At 62.8% G+C, this 24,222-nt stretch carries 15 protein-coding genes and 1 pseudogene; 7 read left to right on the top strand and 9 right to left on the bottom strand.

Annotated elements, in window-relative coordinates:
• The first annotated feature begins 174 nt into the window (after nucleotides 1-174).
• The 3 genes from ACFCU0_RS07635 to gghA all read left to right on the top strand — a co-directional run bounded on the left by ACFCU0_RS07635 (nucleotide 175) and on the right by gghA (nucleotide 7,737).
• Nucleotides 175-3,249: a TonB-dependent receptor domain-containing protein gene (locus ACFCU0_RS07635; RefSeq protein ID WP_434973071.1), complete on the top strand. Its 3,075-nt coding sequence runs from the start codon at nucleotides 175-177 to the stop codon at nucleotides 3,247-3,249.
• A 282-nt stretch (nucleotides 3,250-3,531) separates the two neighbouring features.
• Nucleotides 3,532-5,151, top strand: a complete 1,620-nt coding sequence (locus ACFCU0_RS07630) for a sodium:solute symporter (RefSeq protein WP_434973070.1) — start codon at nucleotides 3,532-3,534, stop codon at nucleotides 5,149-5,151.
• Between the two features lie 210 nt (nucleotides 5,152-5,361).
• Entirely contained in the window at nucleotides 5,362-7,737 is a 2,376-nt protein-coding gene (gghA, locus tag ACFCU0_RS07625) for a glucosylglycerol hydrolase (RefSeq protein ID WP_434973069.1), read from the top strand.
• Between the two features lie 163 nt (nucleotides 7,738-7,900).
• On the opposite strand, the gene ACFCU0_RS07620 is transcribed toward gghA, so the two are convergent.
• From ACFCU0_RS07620 to ACFCU0_RS07595, 6 genes are all read right to left on the bottom strand, one after another.
• Complete coding sequence (locus ACFCU0_RS07620; RefSeq protein WP_434973068.1) at nucleotides 7,901-8,176, bottom strand: hypothetical protein; 276 nt, start codon at nucleotides 8,174-8,176, stop codon at nucleotides 7,901-7,903.
• Between the two features lie 350 nt (nucleotides 8,177-8,526).
• Nucleotides 8,527-9,531, bottom strand: a complete 1,005-nt coding sequence (locus ACFCU0_RS07615) for a Gfo/Idh/MocA family protein (RefSeq protein ID WP_434973067.1) — start codon at nucleotides 9,529-9,531, stop codon at nucleotides 8,527-8,529.
• Between the two features lie 187 nt (nucleotides 9,532-9,718).
• Nucleotides 9,719-11,110: a nicotinate phosphoribosyltransferase gene (locus ACFCU0_RS07610; RefSeq protein WP_434973066.1), complete on the bottom strand. Its 1,392-nt coding sequence runs from the start codon at nucleotides 11,108-11,110 to the stop codon at nucleotides 9,719-9,721.
• Nucleotides 11,111-11,322: 212 nt separating this feature from the next.
• Entirely contained in the window at nucleotides 11,323-13,740 is a 2,418-nt protein-coding gene (locus ACFCU0_RS07605; protein ID WP_434973065.1) for an FtsX-like permease family protein, read from the bottom strand.
• Nucleotides 13,741-13,959: 219 nt separating this feature from the next.
• Nucleotides 13,960-14,670, bottom strand: a complete 711-nt coding sequence (locus ACFCU0_RS07600) for a DUF4097 family beta strand repeat-containing protein (protein WP_434973064.1) — start codon at nucleotides 14,668-14,670, stop codon at nucleotides 13,960-13,962.
• A 220-nt stretch (nucleotides 14,671-14,890) separates the two neighbouring features.
• Nucleotides 14,891-15,592: an ABC transporter ATP-binding protein gene (locus ACFCU0_RS07595; RefSeq protein ID WP_434973063.1), complete on the bottom strand. Its 702-nt coding sequence runs from the start codon at nucleotides 15,590-15,592 to the stop codon at nucleotides 14,891-14,893.
• 61 nt (nucleotides 15,593-15,653) lie between these two features.
• On the opposite strand from ACFCU0_RS07595, the gene ACFCU0_RS07590 reads away from it, so the two are divergent.
• Nucleotides 15,654-16,016, top strand: coding sequence for a four helix bundle protein (locus tag ACFCU0_RS07590; RefSeq protein WP_434973062.1), 363 nt, complete (start codon nucleotides 15,654-15,656; stop codon nucleotides 16,014-16,016).
• Between the two features lie 61 nt (nucleotides 16,017-16,077).
• Here the strand turns inward: ACFCU0_RS07590 and ACFCU0_RS07585 are convergent, their stop codons facing one another.
• Together ACFCU0_RS07585 and ACFCU0_RS07580 are read right to left on the bottom strand one after the other, a co-directional pair.
• Nucleotides 16,078-18,498, bottom strand: a complete 2,421-nt coding sequence (locus ACFCU0_RS07585) for an ABC transporter permease (protein WP_434973061.1) — start codon at nucleotides 18,496-18,498, stop codon at nucleotides 16,078-16,080.
• A gap of 56 nt (nucleotides 18,499-18,554) precedes the next feature.
• Nucleotides 18,555-19,991, bottom strand: coding sequence for an efflux RND transporter periplasmic adaptor subunit (locus tag ACFCU0_RS07580; RefSeq protein WP_434973060.1), 1,437 nt, complete (start codon nucleotides 19,989-19,991; stop codon nucleotides 18,555-18,557).
• Nucleotides 19,992-20,383: 392 nt separating this feature from the next.
• Here ACFCU0_RS07580 and ACFCU0_RS07575 point away from each other — a divergent pair, with 392 nt between their 5' ends.
• Nucleotides 20,384-21,856 carry a sigma-54-dependent transcriptional regulator gene (locus ACFCU0_RS07575; protein WP_434973059.1) on the top strand — a complete coding sequence of 491 codons (1,473 nt, stop codon included), beginning with the start codon at nucleotides 20,384-20,386 and terminating at the stop codon, nucleotides 21,854-21,856.
• A 30-nt stretch (nucleotides 21,857-21,886) separates the two neighbouring features.
• Here the strand turns inward: ACFCU0_RS07575 and ACFCU0_RS07570 are convergent, their stop codons facing one another.
• Nucleotides 21,887-22,255, bottom strand: a complete 369-nt coding sequence (locus tag ACFCU0_RS07570) for a four helix bundle protein (protein WP_434973086.1) — start codon at nucleotides 22,253-22,255, stop codon at nucleotides 21,887-21,889.
• A 130-nt stretch (nucleotides 22,256-22,385) separates the two neighbouring features.
• Here ACFCU0_RS07570 and ACFCU0_RS07565 point away from each other — a divergent pair, with 130 nt between their 5' ends.
• Nucleotides 22,386-23,738 carry a sensor histidine kinase gene (locus tag ACFCU0_RS07565; RefSeq protein WP_434973058.1) on the top strand — a complete coding sequence of 451 codons (1,353 nt, stop codon included), beginning with the start codon at nucleotides 22,386-22,388 and terminating at the stop codon, nucleotides 23,736-23,738.
• A 260-nt stretch (nucleotides 23,739-23,998) separates the two neighbouring features.
• A pseudogene (locus ACFCU0_RS07560) lies at nucleotides 23,999-24,222 on the top strand (flavin reductase); the annotation flags it as partial.

Here is a 24,222-nt window from a genome sequence, read left to right as displayed (position 1 = left end):
TGTTCGACACGGGGCCTGCTGCCGCGTGTCCTGTTCGACCTCGATTCCTGACCGAATCTCACCCAACGACGCGCCCCACACCCAACCGGGGCCCTTGACCTTTCCCCACGGGCCGTTTCCCCACAAACCCACGGCTCGCGGGTTCGCTTTCCCATCACGACGACTGCGTTTCCTATGAACCAGACGACACGATACCTGACTCGCGCCTGGCAGGCCGCACTCTGGCTGCTTGCGGGATGTCTCGTCCTGAGTGCCACGACCGCCGTTGCTCAGCAGACCGAGGAATCCCTTCTCGCGAATTCGTCTCCGACGATTGAGGAGCGGAACGCTGAGATTTCGCTGGAGGAGGCCCTGACCCGGATCTCCAACCTGCACGGCGTCTCCTTTCTGTACCGCCCGGAGCAGATCACCGGAAAAGTTGTCCATCGTCGGAAAGCGCTTCCAGCCCGGCTCGACGGACAGCTTGACCGCATCCTCGCCCCGCATGGACTGACCCATACGAAGGTCGGCAGCCAGTCGTACGCCATCGTGCCCGTCCAGGAGCGCATGACGCCGGCGACGCGTGAGGCGACCGAACCGATGCAGACAGGCACCGTCCAGGGAACCGTACGCGATCAGTCGGGACCGCTTCCGGGCGTCCAGGTGGTGCTGCAGGGGACGACCCGCGGCGACGTCTCGGCACCGGACGGCTCGTACGAGATTGCCGAAGTGCCAGCGGGCGACTACACGCTGCAGGCGAAGTTCGTCGGCTACGCCACGCAGACGGTCGACATCACCGTCGAGGCAGACGAGACGGTCACCCAGGACGTCACGATGACGCAGGACGTGATGCAGATGGAGGGCGCCGTCGTGACCGGTACCCGATCCGAACGGACGCAGCGCGAGACGACCAGCTCCATCTCAGTGATCGGCGCTGAGGAGCTCGAAACGATTCAGCCCAACAGCCAGGCGGACATTCTGCGCTCCGTCCCGGGCGTTCACACGGAGGGTGGCGGTGGCGCCGTGGCGGCGAATGTGTTCGTACGCGGCCTTCCGGCCCCGGGTCAGTACAAGTACAACCCGATCGAGGAGAACGGCATGCCCGTGATCTCCGAGACGCGGACCACAACGAGCGCACAGGATATCTTCTTCCGCTACGACCAGAACGTGGAGCGGCTGGAGTTCGTCCGCGGCGGTAGCTCGGCGCTCTTCGGCGTCGGCTCACCCGCGGGCATCATCAACTACATCAGCAAGACCGGCGGCAGCACGCAGGAGACCACGATCAAGGCCACGGCCGGTCAGAATAACCTGTACCGCCTCGACTTTAACACGAACGGGCCGATCGGCGACAACTTCCGGTTCAACCTGGGCGGCTTCTACCGCTACGATGAAGGACCGGTCGTGACCGGCCTGCCGACGCAGGGCGGGCAGATCAAAGGAAATCTGACCTACCTGCAGGACAACGGATACATCCGGATTTACGGGAAGTATATGAACGATGCTGCCCAGTTCTTCCTCCCGTTCTATTACAACACGTCCACGAAAGAAGCCGCCGACGGCATCGACGGCGCCGAGTGGACGACGATTTCGACACCGGACGCCGCCGACTTCAACTTCAACACGCCCGACGGCCGCTTCGAATCGCAGATGGAAGACGGCATCACCGCTCGCGGCGGCAACCTGATGATCGAGTTCTACCGCGACCTTGGCAGCGGCTTCTCGCTGGAAAACAAGGCGCGGTACACCAGCATGGACCACGTCTTCAACATCTTCATCCCGTTCGGCGCCACCACGCCGCAGGCGTTCGCAAGCGATTTCATTAACGGCCCCGACCAGGCGGTGCGGTATCGCTATGCTCGAGGGACGGAAGGCCAATTCGGCGACGGCACCTATTCAGGCTCCGGCCCCGGTGTAAGCCGCAGCCGAACAGACCTGATCGTAAATCAGGGCGCGTGGAACTGGAGCCGTCCCTACACGGACGTAGCCTCCCAGATTGAAATAAACAAGTCCGCTGAAGTCGGCAGTTCGACGCATAACATCACTTTCGGGGCTTTTCTTTCCCGCACCGACGTGGAGCAGACGGAGATCTACAGCTCCACACTCGCCGAGTTTGCTGACCAGCCCCGCTTCCTCGATGCCCAGTTAGTCGACACTCAAGGAACGAGCGACACGTCGGATGATGTCGTCCTTCAGGACATTACTCGGGACGGCCTGAGCAACGCCTCCACCAACTACGTCAACAACCAGATCACGTCGAACAAGATTGCCGGATTCTTCGGCGACGAGATCGAGTTTGAAAACCTGCGCGTGGATCTCGGCTTCCGCTACGGCATCCGGAGCGCCGAATGGGCCGTGGAAGGCACCGAGGCCATCGACACGGGCGACGAGCTGGCCCAGCAGGATATCCAGTGGGGGAATGGCGAGTTCACCCGGACGTCGCTGTACTCGACCGACTGGGCCGCATCGCTCGGACTGAACTATCAGGTCACGGAGACCGCCAACCTGTATGCTGTTGGTAGCCGCGGCTACTTCTTCCCGGAGATCGCGTCATTGACGACCGGCGACCCGGTCGGCGACCTGACCAACGAGAAGTTCTACCAGGGCGAGTTCGGCGTAAAGCTGGCCTCGCAGACGATCTCCGGCTCGCTGGCGCTCTACTACACCAACCTGCAGGATCGCTTCGCCGCCGACCAGCGCGAAGATCCGGCAACCGGCCAGATCCGTACGGTGGCCAACCGCGTCGGTGGTAGTCAGACGCTCGGTGCCGAGCTGAGCGGCGCCGTGCTGATCCCGACGATTGACGGCCTCCGCGTCAATTACATGGCGACGTATCAGGATCATGAGTACACCGACTTCACCCAGCCGGGCGAAGACGGGACCCTCGGTACGGGCGACGACATTGACCTCTCCGGCAACGAAATCCGCCGGCAGCCGAACATCCTCGGACAGCTCGGCCTGCAGTACAGCAGCACGACCTTCGACGGCCAGGTGAGCGCGAAGTACACCGGCGAGCGGTTCGGAAACGACATCAACACGCAGGTCCTCGATCCCTACACGATCGTGAACCTCGATGCCGGGTACACGGTGCAGTTCGACGACGAGCAGACGATGCGCCTCGGCGTCAACGTGTTCAACCTGCTCAACAGTCGCGGCCTGACGGAAGGCAATCCGCGCCTCGCGCCCGGTACCGATCCGTCGGACCAGCCGTACTTCATCGCGCGCCCGATTCTACCGCGCCGCGTCAAGGTGTCGCTCACGTATAGCCTCTAGCCCACAACCGGGCCTCGCGCGACCCACCGCTGACAGCACGCCCGGCCGTCCCGTAGACGCTGCCGGGCGTTGCTGTTTCAGCGCGCGTACCGACGCAGCGCCGGTTTTGCACGCAGAATCTGATCCCGGTAGTGGATGATCCGCCGTTCGTCCTGTATGTTCGGACGGTCCGGTTATCCGGATCTATGACCTCGTTCCGGGGACGGGCGCATCGACCCGATGGCGCTCGTCCCGGCGGTACCGCCCTCACCCGCGTCCCTGCCCGACTCTGCCACGCCCTGTATGTCTCCGAACTTTCCCATTGCGACACTCGACCTCGCCATTATCGGCGGGTACTTCCTCATCGTGTTCGCGATCGGTTACGTCATCGCGAAGCGGACGGAAAGCGGCGACGACCTCTTCCTCGCCGGACGTAGCCTCGCGTGGGGAGCAATCGGGTTTTCACTTTTCGCCTCGAACATCTCGAGCACGACCCTGATCGGGCTCGCGGGATCGGCTTACCAGAACGGCATCGCCGTGTCGAACTACGAGTGGATGGCGGGTGTCGTCCTTGTCTTCATGGCGATCTTCCTGATCCCGTTCTTCATCCGCTCACAGATCTCGACGATACCGGAGTACCTGGAAAAGCGATTTAACGTACAGTCACGGAAGTACTTCTCCGGGCTAACGATCGTCACGAGCGTTCTGATCGACACCGCCGGCGGCATCTACGCGGGAACGATCGTCATCAAAACCTTTTTCCCGGAACTCTTTCCCGGACTCGGGCCGGAGATGGACTTTTACACCGTCTGCTTCATCCTGGCGCTGATCGCGGGCATCTACACCGCCGCCGGGGGGCTCGCGGCCGTCGTGTACACCGACATCATGCAGGCCGTCATCCTGATCATCGGCTCCATCATGATTACCTACTACGCCTTCGCGGAGTTCGACTTCTCGTGGGCGCAGGCGACCGCACAGCTACCGACGGGACACCTCGACCTGATCAAGCCGCTGGATGATGAATCCCTCCCCTGGCTCGGCACCCTGATCGGCGTGCCCATCCTCGGGTTTTACTACTGGGGGCTGAACCAGTACATCGTGCAGCGCATCCTGGGGGCGAAAGACCTCAAAAATGCTCGCTGGGGCGCGATGCTCGGCGGCGGCCTGAAGCTGCTTCCGCTCTTCATCATGGTCCTTCCGGGCGCCTTTGCCTTCACACTCTATCCCGACCTGCCGCAGGGCGACATGGTCTTCCCGACCCTCGTCACGGACCTGCTCCCGGTCGGGGTCGTGGGCATCGTGCTCGCCGGACTCGTCGCCGCCATCATGTCGAGCATTGACTCGACGCTCAACTCGGCGTCGACGCTCATCGTGATCGACTTCGTGAAACCCCAGCGGCCCGATATCACGCCGCAACAAACCGCGACGATCGGCAGAATCACGACGATCGTACTGATGCTCTTTGCCGCTCTGTGGGCGCCGCAGATCCGCGAGTTTCCCGGGCTCTGGGACTACCTGCAGTCGATGCTCGCGTATCTCGTCCCGCCGGTCGTTGCCATCTTCCTCCTCGGGATCTTCTGGCAGCGCATGAACGGTCCCGCGGCCTTCTCGACGCTCGTCGGCGGACACGTTCTGTCGCTCACGGTCTTTCTCCTCGCCACAGATGGTATTCTGTTCGAGACGGCCCCCATCGACCTGCACTTCACCATCATCGCAGGCATCCTCACCTTCCTGTGCATGGGCCTGGTCGTCTTCGTCACCCTCATGACCGACACGGAACCGACGGCGGAGCAACTGGACGATCTGACGTGGAGCGGTCGTGCCGTCGAGATCCACGAGGACCTCGCCTTCTACCAGGACTACCGCATCCAGGCGGCCTTTGTGCTGAGTCTGACCGTCGCCATGCTGGTCGTCTTCTGGTAAACCGACGGACACGACAGATGTAGAGGACGCCGGAATGTGGACCGTCCGCGCCTCCGCCCTCGCCTCGCGCAGGCCGAAATCCCGGCGCCATGGGAGACCTCTGTGCCCCACCACGGCGCTCAGACCCGCACCGCATTGCCCTCCCGGCTCTTTTTGCTCTTCCCCCGGCCGCACGGGCCGATTCAGTTCTCTGGACTCGCTCGCCGATCGATGACGTCCACCACGCGCAACGAAGCCGCTTCCGCCGACCTGATCGAATGGGCCCGCGAGGCTGCAACGGACGGGGACGCGTTTGCAGTCGCGTCCCGCCTCGTCAAGCGCATGGGCGCACGAGTCACCGGGGAGAGGACGGCAACGTTCGGGTTCTGGGCGCCTTCTCTCCGCCGCCTGGACGTACCCCCGGACCGGGCCCTGCTGGAAATCCTGACGCCGCCGGTCGACCTGGACCTCAGCGACCCGCCGCCGACGGCCTCCTTTCGGCGGGACACCGTCGCGCTCGACGCCGGACCGATGGACACGCTCTGGGTCGCCTGCAATGACGTCCGTGCCGGCACCCGGGACATGGCGGGCGTCTTCTACCAGGTCCGCGTCCCCGCGGAGGACGGAAGCTGGCACGTCGTTCCGGACTATCTCGCCGCTTCCGTACCGTTCGGCGCGTTCGCACCGGCCGAGCTTTACGACCTCGACGCCATGCAGGCCCGGCGTGCCGATGCCGGCTACTTCCAAGCGCTGGATACCGGCCGAACCCGGAACGGCCGGCCTCACACGGCACCGCCGACGCACATCCTGCAGATTCACCCCGGGACATCGTCGGAGGCGGGAACGCTCGCCGGTCTCACCCGCACCTTCCGCTCGATTGCACGGAAACTGGAGGCCGATGAGCCCCTCACGGCCGCCGAGCAGAATTTCGCCGGCTACGACGCCGTCCAGCTCATGCCCATTGAACCAACGATCGAATACGAGAACGGGCCCGACTTCTGGACGACGACTCAGCCCTTCGACGCCTCCGAGCAGGCCGTCACCATCGAGCTCCGGGAGCCCGACGTCACAAACTGGGGGTACGACATCCCGATCTCCGCCTCGTCGGCTGTTAACCCCGTTCTCCTGGAGACGAATCGCCCGGACGAACTCGTCGATCTGGCGGCGACGCTCCACTCGTTTCCAACCGGACCCATCCAACTCATCTTCGACGTCGTTTTCGGTCACGTCGACAACCAGGCGATCGGGCTTCTGGACGATGACTTCTTCGCCGGGCCGGGCATGTACGGTATGAATCTCGACTATCAGAACCCGATGGTCCGGGCCCTGCTGCTGGAGATGCAGCGCCGCAAGGTCAACTTCGGCGCCGACGGCGTTCGAACGGACGGGGCCCAGGACTTCACCTACTGGGATCCGGAGACGCAGTCGCTGTACCACGACGACGCGTACCTACAGCATATGAGCGATCTCGTCCAGGAGGTCGCCGGAACCGAGTACCACCCGTGGATGGTGTTTGAAGACGGCCGACCCTGGCCGCAGGACGACTGGGAACTGTCCTCCACCTATCGGGCCGTCATCGAGCAGCAACCCGACGTCTTCCAGTGGGGCCCTCTGACCTTCGCCCACAACACGCCGTTTCTGTTCACCTACTGGATCAGTCGCTGGTGGCGCCTCCGGGAGGTGGCCGACGTCGGCGATCACTGGATCAGCGGCTGCGCGAACCACGACACGCTCCGCCGCGGGGCACAGGTCGACCCGACCGAGCGCATCAACACATTTCTCGGCGACGAGCTACCAGACATCATTCGGAACGCCTACGACAATCCCGCGGCCAACCTGCTCACGTACGCCGTTCTTCCCGGCGTCCCGATGGACTTCCTCCACGCGTTCATGCGCGCGCCCTGGAGTTTCATCCGCAACACCGATGACCGGTACGGGGTGAAGGTCGTGTCAGAGGAGGCGCGATTCATGGACTGGCACGTGAGCCCCGACCGATTCGACGAGCCCTCCCATTTCCGGCGGCTGAAGGCCCTCGGATTCCAGAGCTACGACGGCCTCCATCGATTCATGCACGCGCTCGACCACGCCGTTCGGCTGACGGGATACAACCTTCCGTCCATGGTGCCGGTCCTGAAATCCGTTACGCCGCCCCTAGACGGTCCGGACCTGTCCGTCGACGGCCTCAAGACGGTCGCTCGCGCGTGGATGGACGACCTCCACGACTACTGTACGATCACCCACCACGCGGACAGGCTGGAGCGCGACCGTACCGCGTTCAACCGAGATGTGCGAGCCTTCCGAAGCGCGCACAATTGGCTTCGAGAGGCGTTCGGCGAGGAAGACGTGCTCCGGTACCGGGAGCCCGCGGAGGGGACGATTCTCTTCGGCGCCTACCGCGTCCATTCGGAAACCGGAGACAGCGTGCTGTTCGCCGGCAACATGGAAGGCGCGTCCACCGCGGTGACGCCTACGAACTTCATCCCAGAGGCGGCCGGCCACGACTGGCAAATCGCACTTCTCTCACCGGACATCACACCGGCCCCGACGGCTGATGCCCCTGTCGACCTCCCGAACGGTTGCGGTATCGTCTTTACGGCTCCCGCGTAGCAGGGCGAGCGCGTCGTCTCGTCTCTGCTGTGCGAGACGCGTAAGCCCTACGCCAATCCGCTCCGAAACTCAACAGCCCCGGCTCGCTCGACGGCGAACAGGGGCTGTTTTCGTTCGGATGAATCAGAGCCGGTCGGTGGATGGATCATCGGATCTCGGGGCATCACGCGGAGAGGCGGCGCTCCCGTCCGGTCCCACCCGCCTCGGACGATCTTTCGGGCGCGCTCGATGCCGCGTCGGTACGAGATGCAGACTCCGACTCAGCGACCAGCGGATCGTTGCCACACTGCAGGCAGCGATAATATCCACTCATGACGCGCGCCATCCAGGGCGTCTTCTCCTCACAATGCGGGCAGTGGTCGAAGTGCTTCTGGAAATGGGTCGAAGATCCAACCGAGATCGCCAGATATTTCCGGCGAAGGTGGCGAAACAGCTTCATACAGCTCTGTAGGGTCGTGAAGGGAAACCATCGAATGAGCACGAAGGCCCGTCCTGGCGCCTCCGACAACTCATGCCCTCCAACAACCCCTCACGCGGCTCCGTTCGACGCCCAATCGCCTGAAAGGGCTTTTGATAACCGTTTCTTGGCAACAAACCGCTTCCGGAGTCCAGCGCGTCACACGAGCGTTACCAACTAAGCGCTGGTGCCGTGGATTTTTCGCCTTCAACCACTGATCTCCCTCCCATGAATCGGCGATAATAGGCCGCACGCCAATTCGACATTCGCCCTTCGACATTCGCCCGTTCCGGCCTGTCGGCAGGGCATGGCCGCCTCTCGCACCTCATGGCTCACGTCTCATCGTTTGGATACGTCAGTCCCCATTCCTCCCGCATTGCATCCATCGTTTCCATGACGGCGATGGATTCATCGAGCGGCATCACGGGGCTTTCTGTGCGGCCGTCGCGGAAGCAGTTGCAGACGTGCGCCACCTCAAACTGATAGCCATTCCCTTCCGGCGCCGCTCCGACGGTCGACGTTGAGCCGTCGCGCTGTGTCCAGGTAAAGGGCTGCCCCTTCCACCAGTCGCGATCGTTCCGGAGGCGCCCCTTCGTCCCGGCGATCGTGAGTCCGCGACCTGCGTCTGCGCGAAAGGAGGCCTGCCAAACGACCTGGCGGCCGCCGTCGTAGGAAAAAATGCCCGCACATTGTTCGTCCACGTCGGTTGGCCCCATCTGTGCGGTGGAGAGCACGTCGTCGGGCGGGCCGAAGAGGTCGAAGGCGAGTGCGATCGGGTAAATGCCGAGATCCAGGAGCGTACCGCCGGCGAGATCGCGGGCGAAGAGACGGTCGTCCGGATCCGTCGGCCGCAGCGTGCTGATGTCTGCCAGAACCGTGTGGACAGAGCCGAGCTCGCCGTCCTGCACCATCCGCCGAACCCGGCTCATCGTCGGGTGAAAGCGGGTCCACATCGCTTCCATCAGGAAGACCCCGGCTTCACGGGCCGCCTCGACCATGCCGCGCGCCTCGCGGGCGTTGACGGCGAACGCTTTCTCGCAGAGGACCGCTTTGCCGGCATCGATCGCCAGGGCGGCGTCGTCGGCGTGGCGTGAATGTGGCGTTGCAATGTAAACGACGTCGACGGCTTCATCACTGACGAGCGCGGCGTAGGACGCGTGCGCTGTCGGCACGTCGTAGGCCTCCGCGAACGTGTCGGCTGAGGCCTGGCGACGAGAGCCGACGGCCGCGATCTCGGCACCGGGAACGAGCGCAAGGTCGGAGGCGACGAGTCGCGCGATAGCGCCGGTACCGAGAATGCCCCATCGGACGGGGCGAGGCGATGACGGAGCAGACATGAGTTCCGTGTGCGAGATGAGAAGAATGCGGAGCCGAGATCACGTTCGTGCCCGGTGCACGAGGCGTCGTGGCAACGTTCGACGCGCGGCCGGGTTCAGCCCCCGTCGGCTGTCGACTCACCGACGCAGGCAAGGGTCGTGTACCGCTCGTCCCGCTCATTCGTCCGGGCCTCGCAGGGCCATCACGCTACGTCGACACGTTCATCTTTTCCCGGAGGAATGCACGAACGCGATCCCGACGATCGGCGAGCGCTTCGCTGATGCGAACAGGATACGGCATTTCGCTCGGCTCGATACGCTGGATGTGTTCCGGAAACGCCGACATCTGGCGGGCGGCGTCTTCGCGTATGTCGTCCAGAGAGCAGGGGCGGCCGGTGTCGGTGCGGGTGCCGTTTTTCATCACGAGCGACAGCAGCGGTGTCCCGTCCGTCGACGGTGCTTCTTCCGCGGTGCAGATGATATCCTCGGCCGCGCGGCCCTGCTCGAACCGCCGGATCACCTGCTTCCGACCGGGCAGATTCGACTTGTCGGTTGCGAGCTTCATGCGCGGCTCGCCGTCGTAACCGGACAGCTTATAGGCGCTGTCGAGGTAGGGCTGATCCGCCATCGTTCCCATGCGTGTGCCGACGCCGAACCCGTCGATCGGGGCGCCGCGATCCAGCAACTCGGCGATCCTGTGCTCGTCAAGGCTGCTGCTGGCGAAAATCATCACGTCCTCTAAACCGGCCGCATCGAGGCGCTCACGCGCCGTCCGGGCGAGGTCTGCGAGATCTCCGGAGTCGAGACGGACGCCGCGGACCTGGAAGTCGTCGCCCCACTCGCGGGACAGCTCGACGACCTTTTCAATGCCCTCCATGGTGTCGTACGTGTCCACCAGGAGGATCGTGTCCGGGTATTGCCGGGTGAAGTTGCGGAAGGCGTCCATTTCCGCATCGTGGGCTTCGACGTAACTGTGCGCCATGGTCCCGGTAACGGGAATGCCGTACGCCTGCCCGGCAGCCACGTTGGAGGTGGCGCCCACGCCTGCGATGTACATAGCGCGCGCTCCTTTCATGGCTGCATCCGTTCCATGCATCCGGCGCATCCCGAAGTCGGCGACAAGGCGATCCGTGCCGTCGGCCGTCGCCGCCTGGACCACCCGCAGGGCCTTCGAGGCGGCTCCGGTCTGAAACGTGATCTGATTTAGGAGATAGGTTTCCGCAAGCTGCGCTTCCCCGATGGGGGCGACGACCTCCACGATGGGCTCGTCGGGAAATACCGGCGTCCCTTCCGGCACGGCGTAGACATCACCCGTAAACGAGAAGTCGCGAAGCCATTCGAGAAACGCGTCATCGAACGAGCCCTGATCCGCGAGGTAGGCGACGGCTTCGTCCGAGAAGGACAGCGACTCCAGGTACTCCAGGGCCTGCTCGAGGCCGCAGGCGAGGAGAACGTTGCGGTGCTTCAGCCGGCGCACGAAGAGATCGAACACGGCGTCGGCGTGCATCTCCTCCGCCCAGTAGGCCTGCAGCATCGTCAACTGGTACAGATCCGTATAGAGCGGGGCCGTGTCGGCACGCAACTGATCGGTGAAGGGCATACGCGTCGCGAAGTCGTGATGGGCGGGCGTGGACCGGCTCGTACTGCCTGCCCCGGCTCCAGTTTACCGGCTCCCCGCCAACTCAACACTTCGTTGCTTCGCGGCGTCTGTTGAAGAGGTCGGGATCCAGTACGCCGGGTTGAGAGAGTCCGCCGCGGCAACGAGAAATTCCCTTCACGATTCGAATTTCGCAACCCACAATCCCACTCGCTTCACTCCCCTCGGAGACTCTGCGTCGGCTCGACGCGAGCGGCTCGGACGGCGTGGTAGCCGACCGTAATGAGCGCGACGATCAGTGCCAGACCCCCGGACAGAATGAATATCCAAGGCCCCACGGTGACGCGATAGGCGAAGTCGGAGAGCCAGCCATCCATCGCGAGGTACGCCACGGGGAGCGCCACCGTGAAGGCGAGAATCACCAGCACGAGAAACTCACGCGATAGCAGCGTCACGATCTGTGGGACGGAGGCTCCCAGCGCTTTCCGAATGCCGATTTCCCGCGTTCGGCGCTGCGTGGTGTACGTCGCCAGGCCGAAAAGACCGAGGCATGCGATCAACACCGCAACGCCGGCGAAGATGGTAAACAGGCGCCCGGTGCGCTGCGTGTCGCGGTGCAAGCTGGCGTAGCTCTGATCCAGGAAGCTGTACTGGAAGGGGTTCTCCGGATTCAGCTCGGCCCAGTAGGTCCGCAATCTATCGAGGACCGGAACTGGATCCCCCGGTGCGAGACGGACATAGACGCGCTCGGCCCATCGGCGAGGCTGCAAAATGAGTGGCTGCACCTCGTAGTGCATCGACTGATAGTGAAAGTCCTCGACGACGCCGATAACCGTCCACTCCGTTTCCGAGCCGTCGGGCGACGGCTCCCGCAGCCGGCGACCCACGGGATCCGACCACCCGAACCGACCAGCCAGTGCTTGATTGATCACAACGGCCGAAGAATCCGTCATGCGTCCGTCTTTGAAGCTGCGGCCGGCGACGACGTTCAGATCGAGCGCCTCGTCGAGACCGTAGCCTACCGTCATGTAGTTGATCGTCTGCGCCTCACTGATCGGCGCGTCATCCGGAAGGAAGAGTGTGTTGCTGGTGCCTTCGGTGCGAAAGATCCCTGCACCGGCCCCGGCGGCGACGACCCCGGGAATCTTGCGGACGCGCTCGACGAAGCGAGGCTGATCGAATCGCAGCGACCAGGCCCGATTGATGACGGCAACCTGCTCTTTCTCCAGCCCCAGTCGTTTGGTCTGCACGTAGTCGAACTGATCTCGAACGATCAGCGTGCCGGCGATAAGCGCGATAGAAACGGCGAACTGCAGGATAACAAGTCCCTGCCGGAGCCGGCGTCCGTGTCCGCCGGAGCTGTGGCGATCGTCTGTTTTCAGTACCTGTGCCGGCTGAAAACGCGACAGCGCGAACGCGGGATAGCTGCCGGCGAACAGCCCGACCCCCAGGATGATCAGCAAACTGCCGAGGACGACCTCTACCTGAAGGACGTCGGACACGTACAGATCCGTCGCTGCGATGCTGTTGAACAGTGGAAGGCTGGCCAGAGCGACAACGACAGCCGCGACGGTTGCCACCGTGGTCATGATCATCGCCTCCCCGAGAAACTGGGCAGCCAGCTGCGATCGGCCCGCCCCCAGCGCCTTGCGCACCCCAACTTCGGTGGCTCGCTCCGACGCCCGGGCGGTTGCCAGATTCATGAAGTTGATGCAGGCCAGAATCAGGATGAAGAGCGCAATGGCCGAAAACGTGTAGACGTAGGTGATCGACCCGTTGGGACGGAATTCGTACGCCGTGTTCGAGTGCAGATGAATGTCGGTCATCGGCATGGTGTAGTACCGGTAGCGTGCTCCGCCTCCAATCATCTCCTCCATGCTGACGCCGAGGAACTGCTTCACCTGCGGCGCGACGAACGTCGTCACCATCTCGTCGAGCTTCGGCTGAAGCGTCCCTTCGGTGGCGCCGGCGGTGAGCTGAATGTAGGTGTAGTAGTTGTTCGACACCCACATGTCCTGCATCTGCGCGCTGATCTCCATGGAGCCCACCGCATCGAACGCAAGGTGCGTCGTTCGTGGAGGATCCCGGATGACCGCCGTGACCTCCTGGACGGAACCGTTCAGATCGGCGGTTTCACCGACAACATCCGTTCGCCCGTACAGACGGCGAGCCGTTTCGGCCGTGAGAACGATCACTTCGTCCCCATCGAGGGCACGATCGAGGGATCCATGCAGGACGTCGAAGCCGGCGAATACGTCGAAAAACGACGTATCGGCCCAGATGACGCGCGTGTCGGGAAATTCGTCGGCCTCCACCTGGAATCCCACATCGGCATCGTAAATGAACCGCGTCGCCTTCTGCACCTCCGGCACGTTGTCCAGCAGCGCGGGGCCGAGGGGGGCGGCGGTGATCGGTCCCTTCAGCTCTTGATCCTGCATTTTCAGATCCAGGCCAAGACGATAGATCCTCTCCGCGTTCGGGTGGAAGCGGTCGTAGCTCAGCTCTTGGTTTACCCAGAGCCCGATCAGGAGGCAGACCGCCAGCCCAACCGTGAGTCCAAAAACGTTGATGAGCGTCGGCCCCGGCCGCCGCTGTACCGCCCGGCCGGCAATCTTTAAATAGTTGCGCAACATGAGGAGACCTCGGATCAGAGAACGGAGCGCCGTTGCCACGTCGGCGCAGGGATTTCATCACGCAAACCGGCAACGCGTAGTTACGGACACGTGGGTACGTCCACAGATTGTCAATCCGTCCGAAGGGGGGAGCATGCCGGCCGACTGTGACTATTCCTGCGGCCGCGACGTCCGAATGGCGACCGATCTCGTCGGAGCAGTCCAGGAGCGGTTGCCACCTCACTCTATGCGATCGATCTTAACATCGCCATTCTTACTGATCAGGCGAACGGTGGGGCCGCCGTTACCCACTGACGTCTGGATCCGGTTGTTGACGGATCCTTCGACCACCACGGGAAAGCCAATGCTGAGGTCCCCATGGTCCGTTTGCGCGAGAAGCTCAATGTTGGCCGCTCTGGGCAGGTCGAAAATAATGTCACCGTCTTTCGACTGAAGGTGATGGCCACCCTGCACGCCGCGGACGACGATAGCGCCATTCTTCGACTCGATGGCGAGGGAGGTCTGAGGCGGGACCTGGATGGTGAACCTGGCGGACCACCAGCCGGCCGCATCACCGTCCGGCCCTGTGGGCTGGTAGACACCGTCGACGTGCTTCAGGCCCACCTCGGCCAGATCCGCTACCGCGTCAGATTTCGACGCATTGCGCGTCACCGCGTCCATCGTGATGGTCATCTGCTCTCCGTCTCCGGCCCCCACGACAACATCGTCGTAGGCCGTCTGGCGGAAAAGGAGCGTGTCCGGCGCAGGCTGCGTATACGTCCGCGTTATGCACGCGGCCTCTTCCCCGTCGTTCGGGTAGTAAAAGTTGGAGGCGTCGGTCGGTTCGCACGTCTCCTCCTGATCTGCTGTGATCGGTTGTGCGACAGCCTCAGAGAAGAGGCACAGCGACAGAGCAAGAACGGCGACGATGAAGGCGGGAATGCGCGTCATGGATCGGCTGGGAAACGAGGAGGAATTCCGTGAACGAGGCGTGCACCGCCGCGGCGGGAGGAGCGTGCTGCCGAAAGATCGTTTGCGATATTCATTGGCACCCAACTCAATCCATATGCCGGACCGGACGGTGCCCGCGAACGGCGTCTGATGGCGATGAGGGCAGGATCGGGGCGTGCGGGAACGCACACCGGCGGGCGATACCGCACGACGGCGAGCGTCACTGCGTATGGGCCGCGTACTCCTGCGCGATAAAGTTCTCGCTCACGACCTTGCCGTCGAAGAGATGGATGGTGCGTCCGCTGTACTCGGCGTCGGCCGGCGAGTGCGTCACCATCACAATGGTCGTACCGGCCTCGTTGAGGTCGGCGAGCAGATTCATCACCTGCGTTCCGTTCGTGGAATCGAGGTTCCCGGTCGGCTCATCGGCGAGGATCAGCTTGGGGTCGGCGACGACCGCGCGGGCAACGGCGACGCGCTGCTGCTGCCCCCCGGACAACTGCTGCGGGAAATGCCCCTTCCGGTGCGTCATCTGGACACGGTCGAGGGCGGCCTCCACGCGCTCCCGTCGCTCGGCGGACGGCGTGTTCAGGTAGAGCAGCGGGAGTTCCACGTTCTCGTAGACCGTCAACTCGTCGATCAGGTTAAAGCTCTGAAACACGAACCCGATGTTGCCCTTGCGGCGCTTGGCACGCTGCCGCTCCGAAAATCCGGAGACGTCCTCGCCATCGAAGACGTGCGATCCTTCGCTCGGCGTATCCAGCAGTCCGAGAATGTTCAGCAGGGTCGACTTCCCGCAGCCGGACGGACCCATAATCGACACGAACTCGCCCGACTCAATGTGAAGCCCAACACCGTTCAGGGCGATGGTTTCGACTTCCTCGGCGCGGTATATCTTCTTCAGTCCTTCTGTTTTGATCATTATTTTGTTTGTTGTATGTAGGTTGTAGTGTGTCGGATTATGACGTGTTTACGGTGGCGCGATGAATCGCACGAAAACAGGTTTCGAAAACCTGGTGGTGTATCAGCTCGCTGTAGAGCTTTCGGATATTGCCTGGGACCTCGTGAAACGCTGGCCCCGGTTTGAGCGACAGACCATGGGGCGGCAACTCGTTCGGTCGGTTGATAGCATCGGGGCGAATCTTGCGGAAGGCGCGGGTAGAGGGTCTGAGGCCGATAACCGCCGGTTCATCTACATCGCGCGTGGCTCGCTGTATGAGACAAAGTACTGGATTCATCGCTGCCATCACCGGGGATTGCTGCGTTCAGAAGATGTTGATGCGTTGAAACCCCTAATGGAGAAGCTGCCACCGATGCTAAACGCCTATCTGCGCTCGGTCGGTTAGCGGAAACGGTCGCTCCTATCCAACCAACAACCGACCACGGGCGACCCACGAAATTAACCCCCTACTCCATCCTCAGCGCTGTCGCCGGGTTCGTTCTGGCGGCGCGCCAGGCCTGGGTACTTACGGTGAGTATCGCGATGAGCATGGCGAGGCCGCCGGCGAAGCCGAGGAGGACGATACCGACGTCGGTTCGGTAGGCAAACGTTTGCAGCCATCGGTCCATGCCGAGGTAGGCCACCGGAGCGGCCAGTAGAAACGCCAGTCCGACGAGAAGAAGGAAGTCGCGTGAGAGTAGCGCGACGATCGACCGACCGCTCGCGCCCAGAGCTTTTCGAATGCCGACTTCTCGGGTCCGCTGACGCGTCGCATAAGCAGCGAGCCCAAACAGTCCGAGGGAAGCGATCAAGATCGAGAGACCGGCGAATCCGAGAAACAGCCGCCCCAGCCGCGCCTCGCTCTCGTACTGCGCCGCAAGGTCATCGGCGAGGAACGAGTATTCGAACGGATGATCCGAGAACGACTGCCACGTCTGCCGCACCGCGTTCACCGTGGCCGCTTCGTCTCCGGCGGCGACGCGCACGGCGATGTACTGCGGCGCGCGGATCGACCGGTGAAAGAGAAGTAGCGGATAGATGTCGGTGTGGAGCGACTCATAGTGGAAGTCTTCCACGACGCCGACGATTTCCAAGGATCGATCGCCGTAGCGGATGGATCTCCCGACAGCGTTTGCCGGTGAGAATCCGTACCTTCTCGCCCCTGCCTCGTTGATCATCACAGCGGCGGTGTCTGTCGCGACGTCCCGCGAGAAGTCGCGTCCAGCCGCCATCGATAGGTCAAGCGTTTCCACGTAGTCGTACCCAACGAAGCTGTAATCCAAATTGCGGCCTTCCGCTTCGGGTGCGTCGAGCGGGAAGAGCGAGTTTAAGAAAAACGTGCCGGGCAGCGAGTAACTGGCGGTGGCGGTCTCAACCCCTACAAGCTGGTCAATTTCCCGTTGAAAGCTGTCGAGGCGCCGTTGGAAGGCATCGTTGTCGGCCGGCGTGCGCATCGGTCCCGCAAGTCCGCGAGCTTGCTCTACAATCATCACGTTCTCCTCGTCGAACCCAAGCCCTTTGGTTTGGAGAAACGCGACCTGCCGATGCACGGTCGCCGTCCCGGCGATGAGCGCGATGGAGATGGTGAACTGAAAAACGACGAGGGCTTTACGTAGCATCGAGCTCCCGTGGGAGCTCTTCGCGTGCCCCCGCAGCGTTTCCACGGGTTTGTAGTTGCTCAGAACGATCGCCGGGTACGCGCCGGCCACGAGACCGACGATCAATACCATACCAACGTATACGACCACGTGCGACGGAGCGAAGAGCGCCGACATCGGAAGGGACTTGCCCGCCAGATCGCCGAAGAGGGGAAGCACCAGGCTGCAGAGGCCGAGCGCGACCGCGAGGGCCGCGGCACTCGTCAGCAACGACTCCCCGAGAAATTGTCCCGCCAGTTGCGAGCGCCCGGCGCCCATCGACTTGCGAACGCCGACCTCGTTGGCACGCTCGCTTGACCGAGCCGTCGACAGATTCATAAAATTGATGCAGGCCAGCAGAAGTACGAAGACGGCGAGGGCGACGAACAGGTAAACGTAGGTCACGTTGCCGGTCCCGCCGCCGGTCTCGAGGGCTGGCGCCCCAACACCCAGGTGGATGCCTGTCAGCGGCTGAAGGTGGAAGTACTGCGGCAGGTCGTCAGCAGCCTTTGGGGCTTCAAGGGCGGCGAGGGTTGGAAGGTGTTCGATGGACACCTGTCGGAGGGTTCGCTCAAAATCAGCCTCCGATATTCCTGGTTGCAGGGTGACGTACGTGACCCAGTCGTTGTACCCCCAGCTGTTCTCCCGTAACGACAGCGTGGTCGTGGACACGATCAGCGCGTAGTCGAGATGCGTGTTTTTCGGAGCGGCTTCCACCATGCCGGTCACCTCCACCGGCGTTCCGTCGATCCGGATCGTTTGCCCGATCGGGTCGGGGTCGTCCGGGAAATACGCTTTCACCGCGCTGGGCGTAAGCAGGACGGTACGGGGGGCGTCCAGCCGGGCAGACCCGCGGGTGACCGACATCCCGAACACCTCGAAGAAGTCGTGGTCGGCGAAGAGGATGTCCGGTTGAATCACCTCCCGGTCGTCGACGCCCACGGTCATTTCGCGAGCGTTCAGGCGTACAACGTTCTCTACGCGTGTGTATCCGGAAGCCAGCGTCGGGGCCAGAGTGGCCGGCCCGTGGGCGAGGGTCGCTTTCACCTGCGGCATGTCGAACGTGTTGAGAACCCGGTAGGTACGTTCGGCCTTCGGGTGAAAGTCGTCGTAGGAGAGCTCGTCGTCCACCCACAATCCGATGAGAATGGCGCATGCAAGTCCGGCAGCGAGGCCGAGTACGTTCAGCGTCGTAAAGCCGGCGTGCCGGCGCAGTGATCGTACGGCGACGAGGAAGTAGCTCCTAAGCATGGGAGGCGGGCGGATTGAGGCGATGAGAAAACAGGGGGCAATGAGGGCGACAGAACTTAGTCGAGCACGAGGCGATCGGCCTCCCCGAAGGTATCGTAGCTGGAGGTGACGACGCGATCGCCGGGCTGGAGGCCGCTCTGGACCTCGAAGTGATTGGGGTTCTGTCGGCCGAGACGGATCTCGCGGCGTACGGCCTCGTCCCCGCCCTCCGTCAACACGAAGGCCCAGTTGCCCCCGGTCGACTGGTAGAAGCCGCCGCGTGACAGCAGGATCGCCTCTTCCGGACTGCCCAGTTCCAGCTTGAGGCGGATCGACTGGCCGCGGCGGACCGCATTCGAGGGCGCGTTCTCGGTAAACCGAAGGTCCACTTCAAACTGACCGCTTTCGACCTCGGGATAGACGCGTGTGACTTCCATCGCGTACTCGGTTCCACCAATCGCCTGCGTCGTCGCCACCTGGCCGCGACGCACCCGCTCGATATAAAACTCATCGATCTGCGCTCGAAGCTTGTAGCTGTCGACCTTGTCGACCTGCCCGAGTCGTGCACCGGAATTGATGATCTGGCCGATTTCAGCGTCCAGGGCCGTAAGCTGCCCGCTGATCGGCGCCGTCACCCGCAAATTGCTCATCGACTCGCGCAGCACGTCGTAGTTGCGCTGCAACCGTTGCTCCGTCTGTCGCATGTTCGCCAGACGACTTTGCTGTGCCAGCGAGTCCTGCACGTAGGCGGAACGGGTCAGGTCCAGCCGGCGCTGCTGATAATTCAGCTCGTCCTTCGTATTCAGGTATTCCTCCTGAGAGATCAGGTTTTTCCCATACAGCCGCTCCTGACGGGCAAACTCTCGGGATAGACGGCTGATCTGATACTCCATCTGGGCGAGCTGTTGCTGGAGGGAGAGGCTTTGCTGTTCCATCTGCAGCTTCAGCTGCTCCATATTGCTCTGCTGCTCCGCTACCTGCGCCTCGCTGTTCAAGACGCTGAGCCGTAAATCGTTGTTGGACAGGCGGAGAATGGGCTGGCCGGCTTCGACCATGGCGCCCTCCCGCACGTACAGTTCTTCCACGCGCCCGCCCTCGACGGCATCCAGGTACACGGTTCGCTCGGGACGGACCGTCGCCGTCACGCTGATGAACTCCTGGAAGGGTCCACGCTCCACGGCCGAAATCGTGATCTTCTCGCGGTCCACGTTCAACGCCTGACCGCCCGTTGCCGTCGTCCAGACCAGGTAGGCCAGACCGGCGACTGCCAGTAGCGCTATCGTCGCCAGAACGACACGACGCGGGGTGATGAGTTTCTTCTCGATCCGCCGATCCACGCCTTCCCCCGTGGTGCCCCCGGACCCGGACGGAGTAGGGTCGGCAGGCCCGTTGTTCGGGGCACCGTCGCCCGAGCCCCCATCGCCGCTTTCCTGCGTGCGGCGGCCGGTGCTCAACAGCGGGCTATTACGGCGGTCCGGCGACCCGGACGATTCAGAAGACGACGTATCGGTCATGGAACGAAGCGGTTTGTGAGAGACGAGGCGCCGGGCATCTCGAGGCGGCGAGGTCTCGTTCGGATGGTCGCGAAATGGAATTGCAAAGGGAGTTCCACGCCACGACACCACCGTTCATGGAGTCTGATCACGGGTGCGGCGGTTCCGACTGTGCGATTGCGCACAGTGTACGTGCGTTAGCGCCCGTTCACGTGGGTCGCGTCCCGCCCGTACCGCTGCTCACGCGGCCTCGGCGACCTTCCGTCCCATTCGATTGCGCTGGAATGCTTTTCGTTCTGTACACTGTCTGTATCATAACACACGCGCGGGATCGCAAGCGATAGAGCGCGAGACGTCCCGCAACGTCTCCCGCCCATTTCCCGGGCTCCCTGCACTGTACTGTACGTCCGCCCATGCCTTCCTCCGTCATGCCCTCCGACGCGTCCACCCCACGCACCGAGACCGACCAGGGCCGCATCCTGATCGTCGATGACAAGCGCGACGTCCTGACCGCCCTCCGGCTTCTGCTCAAAACGTTCGTGTCAGAGGTGCACACCGCCACGGATCCCGGCGCCATCCCCGCCATGCTCGAGGAGCAGACCTACGACACGATCCTGCTCGACATGAACTTTACGCAGGACGCCTCCAGCGGGCGCGAGGGCTTTCTCTGGCTTCAGCGCATTCTCCAGAAAGACCCCGGTGCGGTCGTCGTCATGATCACCGCGTATGGGGGCGTCGAGAAGGCCGTCCGCGCCATGAAAGAGGGAGCGGCCGACTTCATCGTCAAGCCCTGGAACGACGCCGACCTGGTCGCCAGCGTGCAGGCCGCCATCAAGCTGCGCCGTTCCCGCGATGCCGCCCGCCGGCAGGAAGCGCAAGATGATCCCCCGACAAAGACACGTAAGCCTAAACGGGGCACGCAACGGGATGCTGTCGACGAACCGTCTCCGGGCGACTTTGACGAGATCATCGGGGACAGCCCGGCCATGCAGGAGGTGTACCGGACCATTGAGAAGGTGGCACGAACGGATGCCAACGTGCTGGTTCTTGGCGAGAATGGGACGGGGAAGGAGCTCGTCGCCCGGGCGGTTCATCGCCGCTCGCCGCGGAAAGACGGTGCGTTCGTCAGCACCGACCTCGGGGCACTCAGCGAGAGCCTGTTCGAGTCCGAGCTGTTCGGACACGTGAAAGGCTCCTTCACGGGGGCCGATGAGGACCGCACCGGACGCTTTGAAGCGGCCGACGGCGGCACGCTCTTTCTCGATGAGATCGGCAACATCCCGATGCCGCTCCAGGCGAAGCTATTGACCGCACTCCAGCGCCGGGAGATCACGCGGGTGGGTGAAACGGACCCGCGCAGCGTCGACATTCGTCTGATCTCAGCTACCAACCAGCCCATCTACGAGGATACCCAGAACGGCGACTTCCGGCAGGACCTGCTGTACCGGATCAACACGGTGGAAATTCAGCTTCCCCCGCTTCGAGACCGTGGTGACGACATCGTCCTTCTGGCCCGACACTATCTCGAGGAATATGCCGACCGCTACGACACCGACGTGGACGGCGTGAACGACCGGGCGTGCCAGAAACTCAAGGGCTACCATTGGCCCGGCAACGTTCGCGAGCTCAAGCACACCATGGAGCGTGCCGTGATCATGTCCGAGGGACGCATCCTCGCGCCGTCCGACATCGTCTTCAGCGCCCCCAACAGTCCGCGCCCGTCCAGCGCCACCCTCGGCGTCGACACGCTCAACCTCGACGACATCGAGCAGGCCGCCGTCCGGAAGGCCCTCTCCAAGCACGGCGGCAACATCAGCCGCGCCGCCGAAGAACTCGGCATCTCCCGCAAAGCCCTCTACCGCCGGATCGAGAAGTACGGGCTGTGAGGTTCGGGGTTTGGGTAGTGGGGTTTGGGGTTACGACTCGATCGACTTTATAAGGTTCATGAGCATTCGGCTCTCGATATCTGTATCGCGGAGAATCTTTTCTCCTACTGCGTGCTCAATATATCCAAGGTGCATCGAAATGAGGACCTGAGTCTCGGTTTCAAAAACGGACGACCGTGCCAATCGGAGATGGTGGACGTAGTGACGTGCCGTTTTTTGACCCCACCCTTCCGCGATATTGGAAGGCACGGAGACGACTGACCGCCGCATCTGGGATACAAGGCCGTATTTCTCTGGTTGTGGAAATGATACCGTCAGATGATAGATGTCTGAAACGAGCCTCATCCCTCGCTTCCAAACATCCAGATCACGGTAGCTCGCAATTTTACGATTGCACATCACACCTTAAATTACACAGTCACTGTCGAATTTATAAGTGTAAGTATACAATATTACAAATAAATATTCCAATCGAGCACCACTTTTCGCTGACCCTGACCACGAACCCCAAACCTCAAACCTCGCCGCCATGAAACGCTTCCGACTTCAAATCATCGTCCGGCTGGTGGCGATTGTGGTGGTGCTCGGGGGGGCGTATTGGCTGGCGGTCGAGGCGCAGGTGTATGAGCTGGCGCTCGTGGCGGTGCTGACGGCGGTGTACCTGGCCTGGCGGCTCATCCGGTACGTGGAAAAAATGGCGCGGGACCTGACGCGCTTTCTGGAATCGGTGCGCTATGCGGATTTCTCGCAGGGCTTCACCTCGGACGGGCGCGGACCGCTGTTTGACCACCTGCGCGATGCCTTCCGGGACGTGACTGGGGAGTTTCGGCGGATCCGGGCCGAGAAGGAGGAACAGGTGCGCTACCTCGAGAACGTGGTCCAGCACATCGGCATCCCGCTGATCTCGTTTCGCGACGATGGAACGGTCGAGCTCATGAACCGGGCGGCACGTCGCCTCCTCCGCACCGGGCCCATTCGCAACGTGGACGCGCTGACGGACCTGAGCCCCAAGCTGGTCGATCATCTGCGGACGCTGGAGCCCGGTCGGCAGGCGATGGTGCGGGTGACGGAGGACGACCGGACGATGCAGCTGTCGGTGAGCGTCAGTCGCTTCCGGCTGCGCGACGAAGCCCACGCGATCGCCACCATCCAGGACCTGCGTAACGAGCTCGAAGAGAAGGAAATGGAAGCGTGGCAGCAGCTCACGCGTGTCCTCACGCACGAGATCATGAACTCCGTCGCACCGATCTCCTCCCTTGCCTCCACCGCACACCGGCTGCTCGCCGATGTGCCTGCCGGAGACGGGGCCGACCCAGAGGACCAACCGGGGGAGGTGACCGCGGACGCACGAGAAGCCGTCGAAACGATCGAGCGCCGCTCCAAAGGACTTATCTCGTTCGTCGACTCCTACCGCAGCTTCACCAAGATCCCGAACCCGACCTTCGAGGTGCTGGAAGCGGGAGACATGTTCGAAAACGTGCGACGCCTCCTTCGCGTCCAGATCGAGGAGCATGACCTGGAATGCGACATTCAGGTCCATCCCGACCCGCTGGAGTTCACGGCCGACCCGGAGCTGATCGAGCAGGTGCTGATCAACCTGACCCTGAACGCGATGCAAGCCGTAGAGGGCCGCGACGGCGCGCGGATTGAGATGAGGGCGCGGATCGACCGACGCTCCCGACCGGTCCTCCAGATCGCCGACAACGGCCCCGGGATTGCACCAGACGTTCAGGAACGCATCTTCGTCCCCTTCTTCACCACCAAAGAGGACGGCTCCGGCATCGGCCTCAGCCTTTCCCGGCAGATCATGCGCCTCCACGGCGGCACCCTCACCGTTCGCTCAGAGCCTGACGTCGAAACCGCCTTCACGCTTCGGTTTTAGGTTGTTCGTTGGTTCGTTGGATCGTTTGTTCGTTGCATCGTTGGTTCGTTGGGTTTTACGGATTGGGGATTGCGCATTGAGGATGGGGCGGTCGGCCGGTCGTCACGGTCATGCCGGACGTTGAGGAACCGGGCAATCGTCCAGTCTCCCCTTCTCCCTTTCTCCCTCTCGTCCTTTCTCCCCTTACCCCCACGTCCGGACCAGGACGACGCACCCGGCGTTTCACTCTTTCCGTTTTCGCCTCATCAACCGCTGGCCTCATGGACACGCCTTCGACCCGCGATTCGATTGTCACGCTCGATCCGGAGCAGCCGTTCTGGGATCGATTTCACATGGTGGCCCCACTCGTCGTGATCGGCACGACGGACGAGGAGGGCACCGTCAATCTCGCGCCGAAGCACATGGCGATGCCGATGGGGTGGCGCGACTACTTCGGTTTCGTCTGCACGCCGCGGCACAAGACGATGCGAAACGCCAAGCACAC

The organism is Longibacter sp., from assembly GCF_051155795.1.
Taxonomy (GTDB): Bacteria; Bacteroidota; Rhodothermia; order Rhodothermales; family Salinibacteraceae; genus Longibacter.
The sequence above is the reverse complement of the archived record's forward strand: the minus strand, read 5'-3'. Positions and strand labels throughout refer to the sequence as shown.

Coding starts and splice junctions, on each gene's coding strand:
- gghA (WP_434973069.1), top strand. CDS start 5,362: ATGACGTCCACCACGCGCAACGAAGCCGCTTCCGCCGACCTGATCGAA.
- ACFCU0_RS07585 (WP_434973061.1), bottom strand. CDS start 18,498: ATGCTTAGGAGCTACTTCCTCGTCGCCGTACGATCACTGCGCCGGCAC.
- ACFCU0_RS07605 (WP_434973065.1), bottom strand. CDS start 13,740: ATGTTGCGCAACTATTTAAAGATTGCCGGCCGGGCGGTACAGCGGCGG.
- ACFCU0_RS07620 (WP_434973068.1), bottom strand. CDS start 8,176: ATGAAGCTGTTTCGCCACCTTCGCCGGAAATATCTGGCGATCTCGGTT.
- ACFCU0_RS07635 (WP_434973071.1), top strand. CDS start 175: ATGAACCAGACGACACGATACCTGACTCGCGCCTGGCAGGCCGCACTC.
- ACFCU0_RS07590 (WP_434973062.1), top strand. CDS start 15,654: ATGAATCGCACGAAAACAGGTTTCGAAAACCTGGTGGTGTATCAGCTC.
- ACFCU0_RS07610 (WP_434973066.1), bottom strand. CDS start 11,110: ATGCCCTTCACCGATCAGTTGCGTGCCGACACGGCCCCGCTCTATACG.
- ACFCU0_RS07565 (WP_434973058.1), top strand. CDS start 22,386: ATGAAACGCTTCCGACTTCAAATCATCGTCCGGCTGGTGGCGATTGTG.
- ACFCU0_RS07570 (WP_434973086.1), bottom strand. CDS start 22,255: ATGTGCAATCGTAAAATTGCGAGCTACCGTGATCTGGATGTTTGGAAG.
- ACFCU0_RS07600 (WP_434973064.1), bottom strand. CDS start 14,670: ATGACGCGCATTCCCGCCTTCATCGTCGCCGTTCTTGCTCTGTCGCTG.
- ACFCU0_RS07595 (WP_434973063.1), bottom strand. CDS start 15,592: ATGATCAAAACAGAAGGACTGAAGAAGATATACCGCGCCGAGGAAGTC.
- ACFCU0_RS07575 (WP_434973059.1), top strand. CDS start 20,384: ATGCCTTCCTCCGTCATGCCCTCCGACGCGTCCACCCCACGCACCGAG.
- ACFCU0_RS07580 (WP_434973060.1), bottom strand. CDS start 19,991: ATGACCGATACGTCGTCTTCTGAATCGTCCGGGTCGCCGGACCGCCGT.
- ACFCU0_RS07630 (WP_434973070.1), top strand. CDS start 3,532: ATGTCTCCGAACTTTCCCATTGCGACACTCGACCTCGCCATTATCGGC.
- ACFCU0_RS07615 (WP_434973067.1), bottom strand. CDS start 9,531: ATGTCTGCTCCGTCATCGCCTCGCCCCGTCCGATGGGGCATTCTCGGT.